Raw genomic sequence first — 17400 nt, 5'->3', positions numbered from 1 at the left:
GCTCAGCCGACCTTGATCTGGTCGTACACCGGGACGCTGAACGGGTTGAGGGCCACGTTCGACAGCCGCGCGGACCAGCCGGCGCTGCCGTTCTGGTACCACAGCGGGATGGACGCCATGTTGTCCCGGACGACTTCCTCGGCCTGCTGGAACATCTCCACCGCCTTGGCGGGGTCGGTCTCGGCGTTCGCCCGGTCGACGAGCCTGTCGAACTCGGGGCTGGACCACTTGCCGTCGTTGGAGGAGGCGTTGGTGTAGTAGAGCGGCTGGAGGAAGTTCTGCGGCAGCGGGTAGTCCATCTGCCACCCCGCCCGGAAGGGGCCGGAGAGCTTCTGGGTGGTGGACTTGCTCCGGAAGTCGGCGAAGGTGCCGATCGGGTTGCCGACACAGGCCCGGTCGTTGTCGAGGGCGTTGTTGATGGAGTTGCAGACGGCGTCCACCCACAGCTTGTGGGAGCCGGTGTCGGCGTTGTACGTGATCTTCACCTGGCCGCCGGGCAGCCCGCCGCCCTCCTCGATCAGCTTCCTGGCCGCCGCGGCGTCGTACTCGCACCACTTGCCGCACAGCCCCGCCTTGTAGCCGCCCTCCACGCCGAGGACGGGCGAGGTCCAGTCGGTGGCGGGGGTGCGGGTGCCGTGGAAGATGGTCCTGGTGATCTGCTCGCGGTCGATCGCCCGGGAGAGCCCCTGGCGGACCTTGACCGAGCCTTTCTTGTTCCAGTCCTTGTCGTAGTGGGGGAAGGACAGGGTCTGGATGATACCGGCCGGGGTGTTGAGGTAGCGGTCGCCGAGGTCGCTGCGGACGTTCCTCAGCTGCTGGGCCGGGACGTCGTCGACGAGGTCGAGGTTGCCGGCGATCAGGTCCGTGTAGGCCGTGTTGTTGTCCGTGTAGACCTTGAGGGTGACGCCGTCGTTGCGGGCCGCGTCGTCCCCCGGGTAGGCGTCCCACTTCGTCAGCCGCATCTCGGAGCCCTTGGTGTAGGAGTCCACGGCGTACGGCCCGTTGCCGACGGGCTTGGCCAACCAGGCGGCGTGGTCGTCGAAGAACGCGCGGGGCAGCGGGACGAAGGCGTTGTAGCCGAGGGTGTCGGGGAAGCCGGAGAACTTCTGGCTGAGCTCGACGGTGAACGTCCGGTCGTCCACCACCTTCAGCCCGGACATCGTCTCGGCCGACTGCGCGCCCTTCTCCGGGTGGACCTGGTCGTAGCCGTCGATGTAGCTGAAGAAGTAGGCGTTCTTCTGGTTGTTCTTCAGGCTCGCCCCGTAGTTCCACGCGTCCACGAAGGACTTGGCGGTGACCTTCTCGCCGTTGCTGAAGGTCCAGCCGTCCTCGAGGGTGACGGTGTAGTTCTGCGAGTCGGTGGTCTCGATGCTCTCGGCGAGCATGTCCTCGGCCTCGCCCGTCTTCGGGTTGTACTGCTTCAGCCCCCGGAAGATCATGGAGAGCACCTTGCCGCCCTGCACCTCATTGGTGTTGGCCGGCTCCAGCGGGTTCTGCGGATCCGTCCATGAGGAGCTGAGCACCGCGCCACCGGCGCTGCCGCTGTCTCCCCCGTCTCCGCAGGCGGTCGTCGCGAGGGCGACCGCCACCGCGCAGGCGGCCCATCGGGCGTGCGTGGCTCCGCGCATGGAGTGCCTCCTCTGATTGATCCCTTACGGGCCAATATCAAGTCAAAAGGCACATATCGCACATGGGCTCCGGCCAATGGGGCGACGTTCCATCCGGATGCACGAACCCATGCGGGCGACGAAACGGACTTCTCCCCTCAGCTCTCCACACCCGAGCCGTCGATCTCCGTGCAGGACGCAATGGATCTTCGCGATCCGATGCTGAACCGTTTTATTTCGACCCTTGGATGTACACATTTCGGCACAGGTGCATCCGCATATCGAACCCGTCGCCCGATTAGTCCAGTTGGTCCATGTCAAGGCACGACTCGATCACGTTGCGCTACCCGCGTAGCTACGGAATGGTCAAGGCAGGGTAAAGAACGTAAAGAGACAACCAAGTCGGCCGAGAATTTATTGACCTTGAATGAATTGCGTTGAAAAAGTCCGGCGTAGCCCGTAGGGGAGCGTGCCCTGCGGAGTCATCAGACCCTCCCTTGGGCCAGGAGCACCATGACCCCCCCAACTCCATCCGCGGCTGCCCCGCTTGAGGCGACTGACGAAAGCATCGACAAGTCGCCTTCGCCCTCCACCCCTAAGGGCAACGAGAGCCGCTCGCCGGGACGGCTGGCGTGGAACCGCTTCAAGCGGGACCGCACGGGCGTCATATCGGCGTACGTCGTGATCTTCTTCTTCCTGATCGCGATCTGTGCGCCGCTCATAGCCAAGCTGTACGGCAAGGACCCGTACACGACCTACGCGAGCGAGCGGCCCGAGCTGCTCAACGCCTTCGCATACCCGGCGGGTCCGAACGGCGGTATGAGCTCCGAGTTCTGGTTCGGTGTCGAGCCCCAGCTCGGACGCGACGTCTTCACCTTCCTGCTCTACGCGATCCGCACGTCGCTGGGCATCGCCGTCGCCGCCACCCTGATCACCGTGCTCCTCGGTGTCGTCATCGGCACCACCGCGGGCTATCTCGGGGGCAAGACGGACTATTTCGTCGGCCGGGTCATCGACATCCTGCTGTCGTTCCCGTCCACCCTCTTCTTCATCGCCTTCATGCCGGTGGTGTTCGGGCTCTTCGTCGCCCCCGACGAGAACATCCCGACGTCACTGCGGGCCGCCGCCCTGATCATCGTCCTCTCCGCCTTCGGCTGGGCGTCCATCGCCCGACTGCTGCGCGGCCAGGTACTCGGTCTGCGCGAGCGGGAGTTCGTCGAGGCGGCCAAGGTCACGGGCGCATCACCGCGGCGTATCGTCTTCAAGGAACTGCTTCCCAACCTGTGGACGCCGATCATCATCCAGGCCACGCTGATGCTCCCGGCGTACGTCACCGCCGAGGCGGGTCTCGCCTTCCTCGGGGTCGGCATGATCGACCCGACCCCGGACTGGGGCGTCATGATCGCCCGCGGCGCCCAGTTCTACACCGAGGACCTCACCTTCATGCTCTTCCCGGGCATGTCCATGGTGATCTTCGTGCTCGCGTTCAACCTCCTCGGTGACTCGGTGCGTGACGCACTCGACCCCAAGTCCAAGCGCTAGCTCCGGCCCTCTTCAGGACCACGGCTGACGCCGGGGTGCCGGATCTCTCTCATCACTCCCACTTTCAAGGCAGGAAGCATGTCCTTCTCGCGTAGAAACTTCCTCATCGCCACCGGTGTCGCCGCGGCGTCGACCTCGGTGCTGAGCGCGTGCAGCAGCGGCAGCGAGGGCGGTTCGCAGAACAAGGCCCCCAAGGTCACCGGCTCCAAGACCACGGAGATCCCGGTCGGCACGAAGGCCGACTCCACCGGTCCGGCTCCCGAGGTCAAGGGCGCGGTCAAGGGCGGGACGATCTACTCGCTCCAGCAGTTCGACATGGACCACATGGACCCGGGCCAGATCTACGTCTCGACCGAGGGCGCCATCACCGTCCCGATCATGCGTGGTCTGACCGGCTACAAGCTGGACGACAAGGGCGGGGCGACCCTGGTCGGCGACGCCGCGACCGACGCCGGCACGATGAAGGACGGCGGCAAGACCTGGTCCTTCACCATCAAGGACGGCATCAAGTGGGAGGACGGCGCCGACCTCTCCATGGACGACGTCCGCCACACCTTCGAGCGCCTCTTCGCGAGCTTCATCACCGAGGGCCCGATCTACGTCCAGGAGTTCCTGGAGGGCGGCGAGAAGTACGAGGGCCCGTACGAGGGCAAGCACCTCGACTCCATCGAGATCGACGGCAAAACCATCACCTTCCGTCTCAAGGAAGCCCGCGTCGACTTCAACTACACGCTCGCGATGCGTGGTTACTCCCTGGTGCCCAAGAAGGGCGACACCAAGGAGAAGTACGACAAGAAGCCGGTCTCCTGCGGCCCGTACAAGATCGAGAGCCGTAGCATCGGCAAGTCGATGACCTACGTGCGCAACGAGCACTGGGACCCGAAGACGGACCCGATCCGCAACGCCTACCCGGACAAGTTCATCTTCCAGATGGGCTACGAGCTCGTCGCCTCGACCGACCGCTGGATCGCGGACCAGGGCAACGACCAGTACGCGGTGCCGATCTTCAACGAGGTCGCCCCCGAGCGCCTCGCCCAGGTCCTCACCAAGCCCGAGCTGAAGAAGCGCGTCCTCACCGCGGTCGACACGGTCACCTACTACTGGCCGATCAACATGACCCGGGTCAAGGACCTCAAGGTCCGTCAGGCCATCAACCACGCCTGGCCGCACCAGCAGCTCCAGACCATCGGCGGCGGTGCCGCGTCCCAGGAGATCGCCACCACGATCTTCGCCCCGGTGACGCCCGGCTACACCAAGTTCGACCTGTACGGCGTCGACAAGAAGCCGGGCGGTGACCCGGCGAAGGCCAAGGCCCTGCTGAAGGAGGCCGGCAAGCTCGGCTACAAGCTGGTCATCGCCTACCAGCAGTCGGACACCGCGGTGAAGACCGCCGTCGCCATCAAGAACGCGCTGGAGGCGGCCGGCTTCAAGGTCGTCAACAAGCAGGTCGACAAGTCGACCTTCTACACCCAGATCGGCAAGATCGACAACGACTTCGACCTGTTCGCCGCCGGCTGGAGCCCGGACTGGCCGGGCGGTTACTCGCAGTTCTACCCCTGCTGGAGCGGCAAGAACATCGGCGACGGCCGCAGCAACTACGCCCAGCTGGACGACCCGGGCGTCAACAAGGCCATCGACGCGGCCTCGAAGATCGCGGACGTGGAGGAGGCCAACAAGGCCTGGGGCAACGTCGACAAGATGATCATGGAGCTGGCGGCGGTCGTTCCGGACTACCACAAGATCCGGAACTACCTGTACGGCTCCAAGGTCGGCAACGTCGTCTGGGACGGCGGCAACACCTGCGTCGCGCTCACGAAGCTCTACGCCAAGAAGTAAGCGAGCACGACTCCTCGGGGGCGGCCAACACCCATGGCCGCCCCCTGCGGCCCACCCCCCTCTCCTCACCCCGGCGACGGCGCCCCGTCCGGAAAGTCACGCCTCATGTTCCGCTTCCTTGTCCGCCGAGTCACCGGCGCGCTGGTCATTCTGTTGATCATCAGCGCCATCACCTTCTGGCTCTTCTACGCCGTGCCGCGTGACCCCGCGATGATGTCCTGCGGCAAGAACTGCACGCCCGAGAACCTCGCGCAGATCCGGCAGAACCTGGGCATCGACAAGCCGATCCCGGTGCAGTACTGGCTGTGGCTGGTCGGCGTCTTCGTCGGACGCGACTACAGCACCTGGGGCTACTGCGAGGCCCCGTGCCTCGGATACTCCTTCGCGAACAACGAGCCCGTCTACGGCACGATCATGGACCGTCTGCCGACGACCCTCTCGCTCGCCTTCGGCGCGGCCGTCGTCTTCCTGATCCTCGGCATCGGCGCCGGCATGCTCGCGGCCCTCAAGCAGGGCAAGTTCCTGGACAAGTTCGCCAGCTCGGCCTCGCTGCTCGGCTCCTCGCTCCAGATCTACTTCGTCGGCTACATCGCGATGTTCTTCTTCGTCGCCCAGCTGGGATGGCTCGACCAGCCGCAGTGGACCCCGCTGACCGACGACCCGAGTGCCTGGTTCTCCGGGCTGCTGTTGCCCTGGCTGGTCCTCGCGATCATCTTCACGGCCAACTACACCCGTATGACCCGCTCCCAACTGGTGGAGCAACTGAGCGAGGACTACGTCCGTACGGCCCGGGCCAAGGGTCTGTCCCGGTCGAACGTCTTCTTCCGGTTCGCCTGGCGCGGCGCGATGGGCCCGATCGTCACGGTGTTCGGCATCGACCTGGGCACGCTGATCGGCGGTGCCATCATCACCGAGTCGACGTTCAGCCTCCCGGGCATCGGGCGGCTCGCGGTGAAGTCGGTGGACCAGAGCGATCTGCCGATGCTGCTGGGTGTGACCCTCCTGGCGGCCGGCGCGATCGTCTTCGCCAACATCATCGTGGACGCCGTCTACGCACTCATCGACCCGCGGATCCGGCTCGCCTGACCTCCGCCCCCCTGTTCCTCCCACCGCCCCACCCGGCGAACTCCCGCATCACCCCTCAGGAGCGTCCCCGTGACGAGCACCGATCAGCAGCCGTTCCTCTCCGTCAAGGACCTACAGGTCCACTTCTCCACCGAGGACGGCATCGTCAAGGCCGTCGACGGGCTCAGCTTCGACCTCGCCAAGGGCCAGACGCTCGGCATCGTGGGCGAGTCGGGCTCCGGCAAGTCGGTCACCAACCTGACGATCCTCGGTCTGCACGACCGGCACCGCACCTCGATCGACGGTGAGATCCTGCTCGACGGCAAGGAGCTGCTCACCGCCTCCGAGCGGGAGCTGGAGCGGCTGCGCGGCAACAAGATGTCCATGATCTTCCAGGACGCTCTGGCGTCCCTGTCGCCGTACCACACCGTCGGCACGCAGATCGCCGAGACGTACCGCAAGCACACCGGTGCCTCCAAGAAGGAGGCCCGGGCGCGGGCGATCGAGATGCTGCGCCGGGTCGGCATCCCGCAGCCGGACATGCGGGTGGACGACTACCCCCACCAGTTCTCCGGAGGTATGCGTCAGCGCGCGATGATCGCCATGGCGCTGGTCTGCGACCCCGAGCTGCTGATCGCCGACGAGCCGACCACGGCCCTCGACGTGACGGTCCAGGCGCAGATCATGGACCTGCTCAAGGACCTCCAGCAGGAGTTCGGCACCGCCATCATCTTCATCACGCACGACCTCGGTGTCATCGCCGACATCGCGGACGACGTGCTGGTGATGTACGGCGGCCGGTGCGTGGAGCGCGGCACCAAGAAGGAGGTGCTGAGCGACCCTCAGCACCCCTACACCCTCGGCCTGCTCAGCTCCATGCCGAGCCTGGACGGCCCGGTCGACGTGCCGCTGTCGCCGATCCCGGGTTCGCCGCCCTCGCTGCTCAACCCGCCCTCCGGCTGCCGCTTCCACCCGCGGTGCACCTTCACCGACAAGGTCGCGGGCGGACTGTGCTCCACGGAGCGACCGCTGCTGGAGACGGTGGACGGCCGGGGCTCCGCCTGCCACCTCCCCGCCGAGCAGCGCGAGGACCTCTTCGCCGACTTCACCGCTGCACGGCACTGACTGACGTACACGAGACGGGATTCACCATCATGAGCAACGCGCAACCGCTCCTGGACGTCAGCGGTCTGACCAAGCACTTCCCCATCAAGGGCGGCTTCCCGATCAAACGCACCGTCGGCGCCGTCAAGGCCGTCGACGGGCTCGACTTCCAGGTCTCCGAGGGCGAGGCCCTCGGTCTGGTGGGCGAGTCGGGCTGCGGCAAGTCGACGACGGGCCGGCTGATCACCCGGCTCCTGGAGCCGACCGGCGGCAAGATCTCCTACCGCGGACAGGACATCACGCACGCGGGCCGCAGGCAGCTGGCGCCGATCCGCTCCGAGATCCAGATGATCTTCCAGGACCCGTACGCCTCACTGAACCCGCGGCAGACGGTCGGCAAGATCATCTCCGGCCCGATGGAGATCAACGACATCAACCCGGCCGGCGGGCGCGAGAAGCGCGTGCGCGAACTGCTGGAGATCGTCGGCCTGAACCCCGAGCACTACAACCGCTTCCCGCACGAGTTCTCCGGCGGCCAGCGCCAGCGCATCGGCGTGGCACGGGCCTTGGCCCTGGAGCCGAAGCTGATCGTCGCCGACGAGCCCGTCTCGGCCCTCGACGTCTCCATCCAGGCGCAGGTCGTGAACCTGCTCCAGAAGGTCCAGCAGGAACTGGGCATCGCCTTCGTCTTCATCGCCCACGACCTCGCTGTCGTACGGCACTTCTCGCAGCGCGTCGCGGTCATGTACCTCGGCAAGATCGTCGAGATCGCCGACCGCGACGACCTGTACGGCAACCCGCGTCACCCGTACACCCGGGCGCTGCTGTCCGCCGTGCCCGAGGCGACCGTGGACGACACTCCCCGCGAGCGCATCCGCCTCCAGGGCGACGTGCCCTCGCCCATCAACCCGCCCTCCGGCTGCCGCTTCCGCACCCGCTGCTGGAAGGCGACGGACAAGTGCGCGAGCGAGGCGCCGCCGCTGGTCCAGGTCGAGGGCAACAAGCCGGGCCACCTCACCGCCTGCCACTACCCGGAGACGGACGAAGCCGTCCCCGCGCCCCGTCTCTCCAAGGACCCCCAGCCGGCGGTCTGACACACCCCTTTTCGTCAGCCACGGCTCACGGAACGGACTTCACCGGCCCATTGACCCGAGCCCATGAACGTCCGGTTCCAGGGGAAGGAGGGCCCGTGCTCACCCCTTCGGGTGCGCTCGGGCCCTCGTCTCTTCCGCGCGAGGCCGCCGATACCGGGCCCATGGCGAACCGAGTCGCGGTGCTCTCCGACATCCGCTGCGCGGACCGGGAGTTCAGCCGCGGCGCACACTGCTGGACGTCCCGTCGGCGATCGCCCGGGGCACCGCGCAGTCCGCGTACCGGGAGGCCGGTGCGTGGGCCGAGTACTTCCTGAACGCCCGGGCCACCGAGGCGGACGCCTTCGCCGCATTCGCGCCACGGGACGGCCGCGAGGGCTGACCCCGCCGGAAACGCCCGGGCAGACTCCCCGGCCGCTCCCCTACGTTGGGCGGATGGCCCTCCACCTGCGTGGCACACTCCTCCCCCACGGCACCCCCCGGGACCTCTGGATCCTCGGCGACCGCATCACCTTCGACCGCCCCACGGCGCCGGCTCGGACGGTGGCCGACGGCGGCTTCCTGCTCCCAGGACTCGTCGACGTGCACACGCACCCGGGATCCCGTTCGGAAGAGGACGCGCGCTGGGACCCGGAGGCCTTCGCCGAGCAGATCGCCGCGCATCGGGACACCGGGACGGCGGCGTTGCGGTTCCCCGGGCTCCTCGGCGAGATACCTCTCGGGCTGCGCGAGGCGCCCGACGCACCCCGCATGATCACCGCCGGGCGCTGGCTGGCGTGGGCGGGGCTGTCGAAGAACGCCGGCTTCCACACCGTCACCGACGACCTGGTCGCCGCTGCCGTCGCCGAGGCCAAGGCCCATGACGGCTGGTGCAAGCTGATGGGCGACTGGGACTTCGAGGCCGACCCGGTGCCGTACGAGCTGCTGCGCGCCGTCACCGACGCGGTGCACGCGGCGGGGGGACGGGTCGCGGCGCACTGCATGTCCGCCTCGGGAGTGCTGAACGCCGTCCGCGCCGGCGTCGACTCCGTCGAGCACGGGATGGCCATGCCGCAGGAGTGCGTCGAGCTGATGGCCGCACACAAGATCACCTACGTCCCCACGCTCACCGCCTTCGCCCGCCGCGCACCACAGATCATCGACAACCCGCGCGGCCGGCTCTGGCACGAGGGTCACCGCATCATGATCCGCCGGGTCCGTGAGGCCCATGACGCCGGAGTCACCGTCCTCGCCGGTACCGACTCCGCGCCCTTCGGCAACATCGCCACCGAGGTCGAGCACCTGATCGCCGCCGGACTGCCGGCCGAAGTGGCGGTGGGGGCGGCGAGTTGGGCGGCCCGGGACTTCCTGGGGCTGCCGGGCCTGGAGGAGGGCGGCCTCGCCGACGTCACCGTGTACGACGCGGACCCGCGACGTGAGCCGGGGGTACTGCGACATCCACGCCGGATCGTGCTGCGGGGGCGGGTGGTGCGCTGAGGGCGGGGGGTAGGGGGTGCTGAGGCCGGGCGGTGTGCGCGGGGGTGCACTGGTACGGGCAGCGGGCTACGGCAGAGGTTCGGGGGCGCTGAGGCCGGGCGGGGGTGTGTGCTGAGGCCCGGCGGCGGGCCGGGGGCGGTGATGCGCTGCGGCCCGGCAACGGGCCAGGGGGCATGCGTTGAGGCCCGGCAACGGGCCAGGGGGCATGCGTTGAGGCCCGGCAGCGGGCGCGGGGTGCGCTGCTACCGGGCGACGGACGCGGGTGCTGCCCTGAGACCCGGCAGCGGGTGCCGGGATGCGCGCTGTGGCCCTGCGGTGGGGGCGGGGGCGGGCGGTCCGTGGTACGAGCTTCAGCTCGAATCCGTCGCATGGCCCGAGGACGAGAGGCCGGTCGGAGGAGGCCGGGTGCGCTGCACCGAGACGGTCGCCTGAGCCGACGCCCTGACCGTCCTTCCCCCGGGAAGCCGCCCTCAGCGTCGAGGAGCAGTACGGGGGCGGAGCCGTCGGCGGCGGGTGTGCCCGCGGTCATCGTCGTGGCACGGCGGATTCGGGGAGGCGGACGGGAACGTTCCGCTGGGTTCTCGGCGTTTGCCCTGGGTCACTGAACTTACGTCCCTGGGAGCAACGTGCCCGAGACCACGCCCGTCACCTCCGACTTCCTCACCGACCTCCCGCCCCTCGGCGCACAGGCCGAGCGGCTGATCGAGTTGGGGGTGCACGAGTCGGCGGGGCTGTCCGCCGCCGAGTTGCGGGCCTTCGCTGAAGCCGCCGCCGACAGTGAGGGCACTCTGCTCGCCGTGCACCCGGACCGCGTCCCAGCCTCCGCCCTCGCCCCGCTGCTCCGCCGTGAGGACAAACCCGGCTTCGTCGTCACGGACATGCCCGATGTCGACGACTTCGCCCCCAGCGGCATCGAGCTGCCCGACGCGCCGCTCTATCTCCTCGCCGGCCTCGACCGCGGCGACCACATGGCCAACTGGAGCCCGGACGAAACGCTGCCCGCGCTCACCAAGGAGGACCGCACCCCGCTGCTGCTCACCGAAGGCATCCACTGGGTGCTCCAGCAGCCGGCGGCCCTCGAGCGCAACCACTGCTTCATGACGATCGGCTCCCGGCTGCGCAAGGCCAACGGCACCCTGGACGCCCGTACTCCGGCGATCTGGATCAGCAACGGCACCGGACGGGACGGCCGCGAGCGCCGTAACGCGCCCAAGGTGGGCTGGTGCTGGTGGAACAACCGGCACACCTGGCTCGGGTTCGCCTCCACGACGGGCCGCCGGGGCCAGGTCCAGGAGGTCGCGGGGACGTGATCGCGTGGCGGGGGTGAAAGCCGTGCGGTCCGGTCGGCTGGGCACGCGACCGAACCGCACGGCTGAAGCCCCCGCCGGTCGTCAGTCGTCCCGGGTCTTGGCCGTCCCCTGCTCCGAGTCCTCCAGCGCCGCCAGCGCCGGGTCCAGCACGATGTCCTCGTCCCGCGCCTCGGTCGACGGCTCCTCCGGGAAGTGGCAGGCCGTCAGGTGGCCCGCGTGGTTCCCGGAGATCCGGATCAGCGGCGGCTCCTCGGCCGCGCACCTGTCCTGGGCCTTCCAGCAGCGCGTACGGAAGCGGCAGCCGGAGGGCGGGGAGATCGGCGAGGGCACGTCGCCGGCGAGGCGGATCCGCTCGCGCTGGGGCGTGTCCTCGTCGGCCACGTGCACCTCGGGCACGGCGGACAGCAGGGCGTGGGTGTAGGGGTGCCGGGGGCGGGTGTAGATGGAGTCCCGGTCGCCCACCTCGATCACCTTGCCGAGGTACATGACCGCGACGCGCTGCGAGAAGTGCCGTACGACAGCGAGGTCGTGGGCGATGAACAGGAACGCGATGCCCAGTTCCTGCTGGACCTTCTGGAGCAGGTTCACGACCTGCGCCTGGATGGAGACGTCGAGGGCCGAGACGGGCTCGTCGGCGACGATCAGCTTCGGCTCCAGGGCCAAGGCCCGTGCCACGCCGATGCGCTGGCGCTGGCCGCCGGAGAACTCGTGCGGGAAGCGGTTGTAGTGCTCGGGGTTCAGGCCCACGATCTCCAGCAGCTCACGGACGCGCTTCTCGCGCCCGCCCGCCGGGTTGATGCCGTTGATCTCCATCGGGCCGGAGATGATCTTGCCGACCGTCTGCCGCGGGTTCAGCGACGAGTACGGGTCCTGGAAGATCATCTGGATCTCGGAGCGGATCGGCGCCAGCTGCCTGCGCGAGGCACGCGTGATGTCCTTGCCGCGGTACTCGATCCTGCCGCCGGTCGGTTCCAGCAGCTTGGTGATCAGCCGGCCCGTCGTCGACTTGCCGCAGCCCGACTCCCCCACCAGGCCGAAGCTCTCTCCGACGTGCACGGTCAGGTCGATGCCGTCCACCGCCTGCACCTGGCCGACCGTACGGCGGATCGGGAAGCCGCCCTTGACCGGGAAGTGCTTGACGAGGTTCTCGACGACCAGGAGCGGTTCGCCGGAAGCCTCGAGGGCGGCCTCGCGGGGAGCGGGGAGGACGAGGTCCTCTGTCATGTCCGTAGTCCTCCTAGCCCAGTCGGGGCTTGATCTCTTCGATGAAGATGGTCCGTTTCTCCTCGGCCGTGAGGTGGCAGGCCGAGGAGCGGTCCGGGCCGAGCAGCGGGATCTCGGTGACACAGCGGTTGCCGCCCACGCGGTCCTGGAAGGTGCAGCGAGGATGGAAGCGGCAGCCGGAGGGCGGCCTGAGCAGGGACGGCGGAGTGCCCGGGATGGGCGCCAGCGGGGCGTTCGGATCCGAGTCGAGACGGGGCATCGAGTTCAACAGGCCCCAGGTGTAAGGATGTTGGGGCGCCCTCAGCACCTCGTCGACCGTGCCGCGTTCCACCGCGCCGCCCGCGTACATCACCATGATGTCGTCGGCCATGTCGGCGATGACCCCGAGGTCGTGCGTGATGAAGATGATCGCCGAGCCGAACTCCTGCTGGAGGTCCTTGAGCAGGTCCAGGATCTGCGCCTGCACGGTGACGTCCAGGGCGGTGGTCGGCTCGTCGGCGATCAGCAGGTCGGGGTCGCAGACCAGGGACATCGCGATCATCGCGCGCTGGCGCATACCGCCGGAGAACTGGTGCGGATAGTCCTTCGCCCGCTGCCTCGGGTTCGGGATGCCGACCTTGCCCAGCATCTCCACGGCCCGCTCCCACGCCGCCTTCTTGGAGGCGCGCATGTGCTTCATGTACGGCTCGGCGATCTGCCGGCCCACCGTGTAGTACGGCGACAGCGCGGTGAGCGGGTCCTGGAAGATCATGGCGACTTTGTTGCCGCGCAGCTTCTCCAGCTCGGACTCCCGGGCGGTGGTCAACTCCCGCCCTTCCAGGAGGATCTCGCCCTCGACGGTGGTGAACATCGGGTTGTGCAGCCCGAGGATCGTCAGGTTGGTCACCGACTTCCCCGAGCCGGACTCGCCGACGATGCCGAGGGTCCTGCCGCGCTCCAGGTCGAAGGAGAGCCCGTCCACGGCCCGGACGACGCCGTCCTCGGTCCTGAAGCTGACGTGCAGGTCGCGCACCGAGAGGAACGCGTCCGCGTCGGCCGGGACCGGGGCGCCGGCCTCCTTGGTCAGAGTGGTCACGTCAGTGCTCCCAATCAACAGTCCTCTGGAAGGGTTCCCCGCCGCGCCCTAGGCCAGGCGTACCCGCGGGTCGATGAAGGCGTACGCGGCGTCGACGACAATGTTGCAGAGCAGGATCATGGTGGCGGAGAAGAGCATCACGCCCAGCAGCAGCGGCAGATCGCTGAAGAACACCGACTCCACCGCCAGCCGCCCCAGGCCGGGCAGGCCGAAGGTGTACTCGGTGATGATGGCGCCGCCGAGCAGCGAGCCGAGGTCGATGCCGAAGATGGTGACGATGGGGATCAGTGAGCCCCGCCAGGCATAGCGGAGGAAGACGTACCGCCGGGACATGCCCTTGGCGCGGGCGGTGCGGACGTGTTCCTCCTGGAGTTGCTCGATCATCGAGGAGCGCGACATACGGGTGTACTGCGAGGCGAAGATCGTGGACAGCACCACCCACGGGATGATCAGTCCCCCGAACCAGGCGGCCGGGTTCTCGGTGAACTCGTTGTAGGCGGGCTTGTCGAAGATCTGGGTCTGGTAGACGAGGATCGCCAGGGCCAGCGGGCCGAGGAAGTAGATCTGCATCGAGCTGATCACCATGGCGCCGGCCGTGAAGGTCTTGTCGAGGAGCGTGCCGCGCTTCCAGGCGGCGATCAGGCCGGTGCTCAGACCGATGACCAGGAAGCAGACCGCCCCGCCGAGGGTGAGCGAGACGGTGGTGGGCAGGCGGTCCATCAGGGTGCCCCAGACCTGCTCGTTGGAGTGGTACGAGTACCCGAAGCAGGGGGCGGGGCAGGGTCCCTGGGCGAAGTCGTCGCTGCCCGTGACGAGGTTGGTCAGGAAGATCCAGTACTGCTCGGGGATGGGCTTGTCGAGGCCGAGGACCCGGTGCAGGTTCTCCAGGTTGGCCGGGGTGCACGTCTTGCCGCACATCAGAAGCGCCGGGTCACGCGGCATTCCGAAGAACAGCAGGAACGTGACGATGCTCAGCAGGAAGAGGATGACGACGGCGCCGATGGACCGGCGGACCAAAAAGCGCAGCATGGCAGGCAGCTCTCAGACGTCGGCGGGGCCGGGGCGGCACCCGGTGCGCGGCCCTCACGGGAGGGCGGGCGCACCGGGTGCCTGGCGGGCGGGGTTACTTGACGTACAGTCGGCGCGGGTCGACGCCGCCGATGATGTCGTCGTAGACGAGGCCGCCGATCTTGGATCCGGCGATCTGGGTCTGCTTGTAGTAGGCGGTCGGCACGACGTTGACCACCTTGGTGAGCAGGTACTTGTCGAGCTTCTCCCACTCGGCCGCGGCCTTGACCGGGTCGGTGATCTTGTTGATCCGGTCGATCTCGCTGTTGACCTTGGAGTCGTTGACCTGGGAGTAGTTCTGGGCGCCCTCGGCGATCGCGCGTCCGTCGTACAGCGGCGGGATCACGGTCGAGGCGGACGGCCAGTCGGCACCCCACGCGGTGTGGAAGATGTCGTAGTTGTTGTCCAGCTTGCTGACCTGGTCGTAGAAGGTCTCGGCCGGGATCTCCTGGCGCTGCACGTCGAAGCCGGCCTTCTCCAGGCCCGCCGCCATGGCGGTGGAGTACTGCTGGCCCTCCGGGGTGTTGATGTAGCCGAAGGTCAGCTTCATGCCGGTCTTGCCGGCCTCTTCCAGCAGCTTCTTGGCCTTGGCCGGGTCACCCGCGGGCTTCTTCTTCTTGCCGAACGGGTCGAAGGAGGCGTCGTGGCCGCTGACGGTCGGGCCGACGATGCCGCCCGCGACCTCCATCGCGTCGGTGCCGCCGTAGGCACGCACGAACGGCGTGATCGGGAGGGCGTAGGCGATGGCCTGGCGGACCTTGAGGTCCTTCATCTCCGGGTGGCTCATGTTGATGTTCATCTGGCCGACGTAGGGCTGGTGGCCGGAGACGGTGCGGGACTTCAGCTTCGGATCCCGCAGGACCTTGGACAGGTTGCCCGCGTCGACCTGGTTGCTGAAGCTGACACCGGTCCGGTCGGTGCCGCTGTCGGCGAGGAGCGCCTTGGTGGAGTCCTCGTACTGCTGGTTGAAGGTGATGTTGAACCGGTCGGCGTACTGGTGCCGCAGCGGGTCCGTGGCCGGGTCCCAGTTCTCGTTCTTGACGAGCACCATCGACTTGCCGGACTTGAACTCCTGGATCTTGTACGGGCCGGTGACCACCGGGGCCTTGTCGTACTTCTCCTTGGTGTCGCCCTTCTGGGAGACGATGGCGTAGCCCGTCATGGCGAGGGCGTACGGCAGGTCGGGGTGCGGGGTCTTGAACTTGAAGACGACCGTTTTCTCATCCGGTGTCTCCAGGATGCTGTCCGGGAGGTGCTTGCCCTTGAACGGGCCGTCCGGCAGCAGCTTGCGGTAGTCGGTGCCCGGTGTGTCGCCCAGCCACTGCTGGATGTACGGCGGGCCCTGGTTGATGAAGGACGCGAACTGCCGCTCGAAGGTGTGGCGGACGTCCTTCGAGGTGATCGGGGAGCCGTCCTCGAACTTGATCCCGTCCTTCAGCGTGTACTTCCAGGTCTTGCCTCCGTCGGTGGTCGTCCCGGAGTCCGTGGCGAGGTCGCCGACGACCTCGTGCTCGGCGCCGTCGTTGCTGGTCGCCTTGTATCCGGTGAGACCTCTGTGCAGCAGTTGGGAGACCGCCATCTCGTCCTGGACGTAGATCTGCGCCGGGTCCAGGTGGGCGTAACTGTCCCGGGCCAGCACCGAGATGGTGCCGCCGGGCTTGGCGCCGGGGACCTCGGCAGCGGGCCCCTTGGAGGCGGCGGCGTCCCCGAACTCGATGGACGCCTGCTGCCGTTCGGCGTTCTCCTGCTGTTTCTTGTCCTCGCCACCGCCCTTGCTGCCCCCCTCGCTGCACCCGGTCAGCACCAGTGCGCCGGCCGCGAGCACCGAGATCGCCGCGTATGCGTGGCGTCCGCCCCTACTCATCACTCAGTTTCCACCCATCTGTGTGTCACCAGTGCCAAGGAAGTGCCATTACGAAGTGCCAACTACGAAGTGCCGATCGGTGGGTCAGCGTGCCGTCTTGGGATCGAAGGCGTCCCTGACGGAGTCCCCGAGCAGGTTGAACGCGACGATGAAGATGATCATCGAGATGCCCGGGAAGAACATGTAGGTGATGTCGTTCTGCATCACGAGTTCGGTCGACGCCTTGGAGAACATCTGCCCCCAGTCCGGCGTCGGTTCGACGATGCCCACGCCGAGGAAGGACAGACCGGCCTCGGCGGTGACGAAGTTGGGAAGCATGTAGGTGCCCTGCACGAGGATCGGGGTGACCACGTTCGGCAGGATCTCCTTGCGGATGATCCGCCACGGCGGGGCGCCGCTGACCTTGGCCGCCTCGATGAACTCCCGTTCTCGCAGGGCGAGTGTGGTGCCTCTGAGGATCCTCCCGAGGCTCATCCAGCCCAGGAACCACATCACCAGGATGAGCGAGACCACCCGGACGTAGACCGGGGTCTCGTCGCGCGGGCTGACGAAGAGTGAGACCACCACCGGCATGCTGGCGATGAAGAACAGCTGGGAGGGGAAGGCCAGCAGGAAGTCGATGACCCTGCTGATCCAGTAGTCCGTCCTGCCGCCCAGATAGCCGGCGGTGACGCCGAGCAGGATGCCGGTGAGCACGGTCGCGATGGTGACGGCGACCGAGATCCCCAGCGAGGTCCGGATGCCGTAGAGCAACTTGGTGAAGACGTCGTATCCGTTGCCCGGTTCGAGACCGAACCAGAACTCGCCGCTGATCCCGCCGTTGGGCTGTACCGGCACGCCCGCGCTGTCGAACAGCTCGGGCCGCTCGTCGGCGTACACGGTGTACGGGTCCTTGCCGTACAGCCAGGAGATCACCGGTGCGAGCAGGCCGATGAGGAAGAAGAAGATGACGACATAGGCCGAGATCACGCCGGTGCGGTCGCGCTTGAAGCGGATCCACATCAACTGGCCGGGAGAGCGCCCGACGAGCTGCTCGTCGTCGGTCTTCTCGGCCGGCGGTGGTTCGCCGTCCGTGATGACCGAGGTCCCGCCACCCTCAATGCCGATACGACTTGTCACATTTCGCCCGTTTCGCTGG

General features: G+C 67.7%; 13 protein-coding genes. 7 read left to right on the top strand and 6 right to left on the bottom strand.

The window, feature by feature from the left end; all coding sequences use genetic code 11:
- Positions 1 to 2: 2 nt before the first annotated feature.
- Positions 3 to 1628, bottom strand: a complete 1626-nt coding sequence (locus ACHBTE_RS21420; protein WP_394725608.1) for an ABC transporter substrate-binding protein — start codon at positions 1626 to 1628, stop codon at positions 3 to 5.
- 492 nt (positions 1629 to 2120) lie between these two features.
- Here ACHBTE_RS21420 and ACHBTE_RS21415 point away from each other — a divergent pair, with 492 nt between their 5' ends.
- The 7 genes from ACHBTE_RS21415 (at position 2121) to ACHBTE_RS21385 (ending at position 11031) form a co-directional block, all read left to right on the top strand.
- Complete coding sequence (locus tag ACHBTE_RS21415) at positions 2121 to 3149, top strand: ABC transporter permease (RefSeq protein WP_394725607.1); 1029 nt, start codon at positions 2121 to 2123, stop codon at positions 3147 to 3149.
- Between the two features lie 78 nt (positions 3150 to 3227).
- On the top strand, positions 3228 to 4985 hold the full coding sequence (locus ACHBTE_RS21410) for an ABC transporter substrate-binding protein (RefSeq protein ID WP_394725606.1): 1758 nt from the start codon (positions 3228 to 3230) through the stop codon (positions 4983 to 4985).
- 105 nt (positions 4986 to 5090) lie between these two features.
- Positions 5091 to 6071 (top strand): ABC transporter permease, encoded by a 981-nt coding sequence (locus ACHBTE_RS21405; protein WP_394725605.1) that lies wholly within the window; start codon positions 5091 to 5093, stop codon positions 6069 to 6071.
- A 69-nt stretch (positions 6072 to 6140) separates the two neighbouring features.
- A complete protein-coding gene (locus ACHBTE_RS21400; protein ID WP_394725604.1) occupies positions 6141 to 7175 on the top strand; it encodes an ABC transporter ATP-binding protein in 1035 nt (344 codons plus the stop codon).
- A 29-nt stretch (positions 7176 to 7204) separates the two neighbouring features.
- Complete coding sequence (locus ACHBTE_RS21395; protein ID WP_394725603.1) at positions 7205 to 8248, top strand: ABC transporter ATP-binding protein; 1044 nt, start codon at positions 7205 to 7207, stop codon at positions 8246 to 8248.
- Positions 8249 to 8680: 432 nt separating this feature from the next.
- Positions 8681 to 9721 (top strand): amidohydrolase family protein, encoded by a 1041-nt coding sequence (locus tag ACHBTE_RS21390; protein ID WP_394725602.1) that lies wholly within the window; start codon positions 8681 to 8683, stop codon positions 9719 to 9721.
- Positions 9722 to 10347: 626 nt separating this feature from the next.
- Positions 10348 to 11031 (top strand): DUF5701 family protein, encoded by a 684-nt coding sequence (locus ACHBTE_RS21385; protein WP_394725601.1) that lies wholly within the window; start codon positions 10348 to 10350, stop codon positions 11029 to 11031.
- A gap of 81 nt (positions 11032 to 11112) precedes the next feature.
- Here ACHBTE_RS21385 and ACHBTE_RS21380 read toward each other — a convergent pair whose 3' ends face one another.
- The 5 genes from ACHBTE_RS21380 to ACHBTE_RS21360 all read right to left on the bottom strand — a co-directional run bounded on the left by ACHBTE_RS21380 (position 11113) and on the right by ACHBTE_RS21360 (position 17381).
- Positions 11113 to 12255, bottom strand: a complete 1143-nt coding sequence (locus ACHBTE_RS21380; protein ID WP_394725600.1) for an ABC transporter ATP-binding protein — start codon at positions 12253 to 12255, stop codon at positions 11113 to 11115.
- Positions 12256 to 12268: 13 nt separating this feature from the next.
- Positions 12269 to 13330 (bottom strand): ABC transporter ATP-binding protein, encoded by a 1062-nt coding sequence (locus tag ACHBTE_RS21375; protein ID WP_394725599.1) that lies wholly within the window; start codon positions 13328 to 13330, stop codon positions 12269 to 12271.
- Positions 13331 to 13378: 48 nt separating this feature from the next.
- Complete coding sequence (locus ACHBTE_RS21370; RefSeq protein WP_394725598.1) at positions 13379 to 14359, bottom strand: ABC transporter permease; 981 nt, start codon at positions 14357 to 14359, stop codon at positions 13379 to 13381.
- A gap of 94 nt (positions 14360 to 14453) precedes the next feature.
- Complete coding sequence (locus tag ACHBTE_RS21365) at positions 14454 to 16262, bottom strand: ABC transporter substrate-binding protein (RefSeq protein ID WP_394725597.1); 1809 nt, start codon at positions 16260 to 16262, stop codon at positions 14454 to 14456.
- A gap of 84 nt (positions 16263 to 16346) precedes the next feature.
- Complete coding sequence (locus ACHBTE_RS21360) at positions 16347 to 17381, bottom strand: ABC transporter permease (RefSeq protein WP_394725596.1); 1035 nt, start codon at positions 17379 to 17381, stop codon at positions 16347 to 16349.
- Positions 17382 to 17400: the final 19 nt, after the last annotated feature.

Origin of the sequence: Streptomyces sp. M41, assembly GCF_043673425.1 — a bacterium.
Classification (GTDB): domain Bacteria; phylum Actinomycetota; class Actinomycetes; order Streptomycetales; family Streptomycetaceae; genus Streptomyces.
This window is presented reverse-complemented; position numbering and strand designations above follow the sequence as displayed.

Coding starts and splice junctions, on each gene's coding strand:
- ACHBTE_RS21420 (WP_394725608.1), bottom strand. CDS start 1,628: ATGCGCGGAGCCACGCACGCCCGATGGGCCGCCTGCGCGGTGGCGGTC.
- ACHBTE_RS21415 (WP_394725607.1), top strand. CDS start 2,121: ATGACCCCCCCAACTCCATCCGCGGCTGCCCCGCTTGAGGCGACTGAC.
- ACHBTE_RS21410 (WP_394725606.1), top strand. CDS start 3,228: ATGTCCTTCTCGCGTAGAAACTTCCTCATCGCCACCGGTGTCGCCGCG.
- ACHBTE_RS21405 (WP_394725605.1), top strand. CDS start 5,091: ATGTTCCGCTTCCTTGTCCGCCGAGTCACCGGCGCGCTGGTCATTCTG.
- ACHBTE_RS21395 (WP_394725603.1), top strand. CDS start 7,205: ATGAGCAACGCGCAACCGCTCCTGGACGTCAGCGGTCTGACCAAGCAC.
- ACHBTE_RS21390 (WP_394725602.1), top strand. CDS start 8,681: ATGGCCCTCCACCTGCGTGGCACACTCCTCCCCCACGGCACCCCCCGG.
- ACHBTE_RS21380 (WP_394725600.1), bottom strand. CDS start 12,255: ATGACAGAGGACCTCGTCCTCCCCGCTCCCCGCGAGGCCGCCCTCGAG.
- ACHBTE_RS21370 (WP_394725598.1), bottom strand. CDS start 14,359: ATGCTGCGCTTTTTGGTCCGCCGGTCCATCGGCGCCGTCGTCATCCTC.
- ACHBTE_RS21365 (WP_394725597.1), bottom strand. CDS start 16,262: ATGAGTAGGGGCGGACGCCACGCATACGCGGCGATCTCGGTGCTCGCG.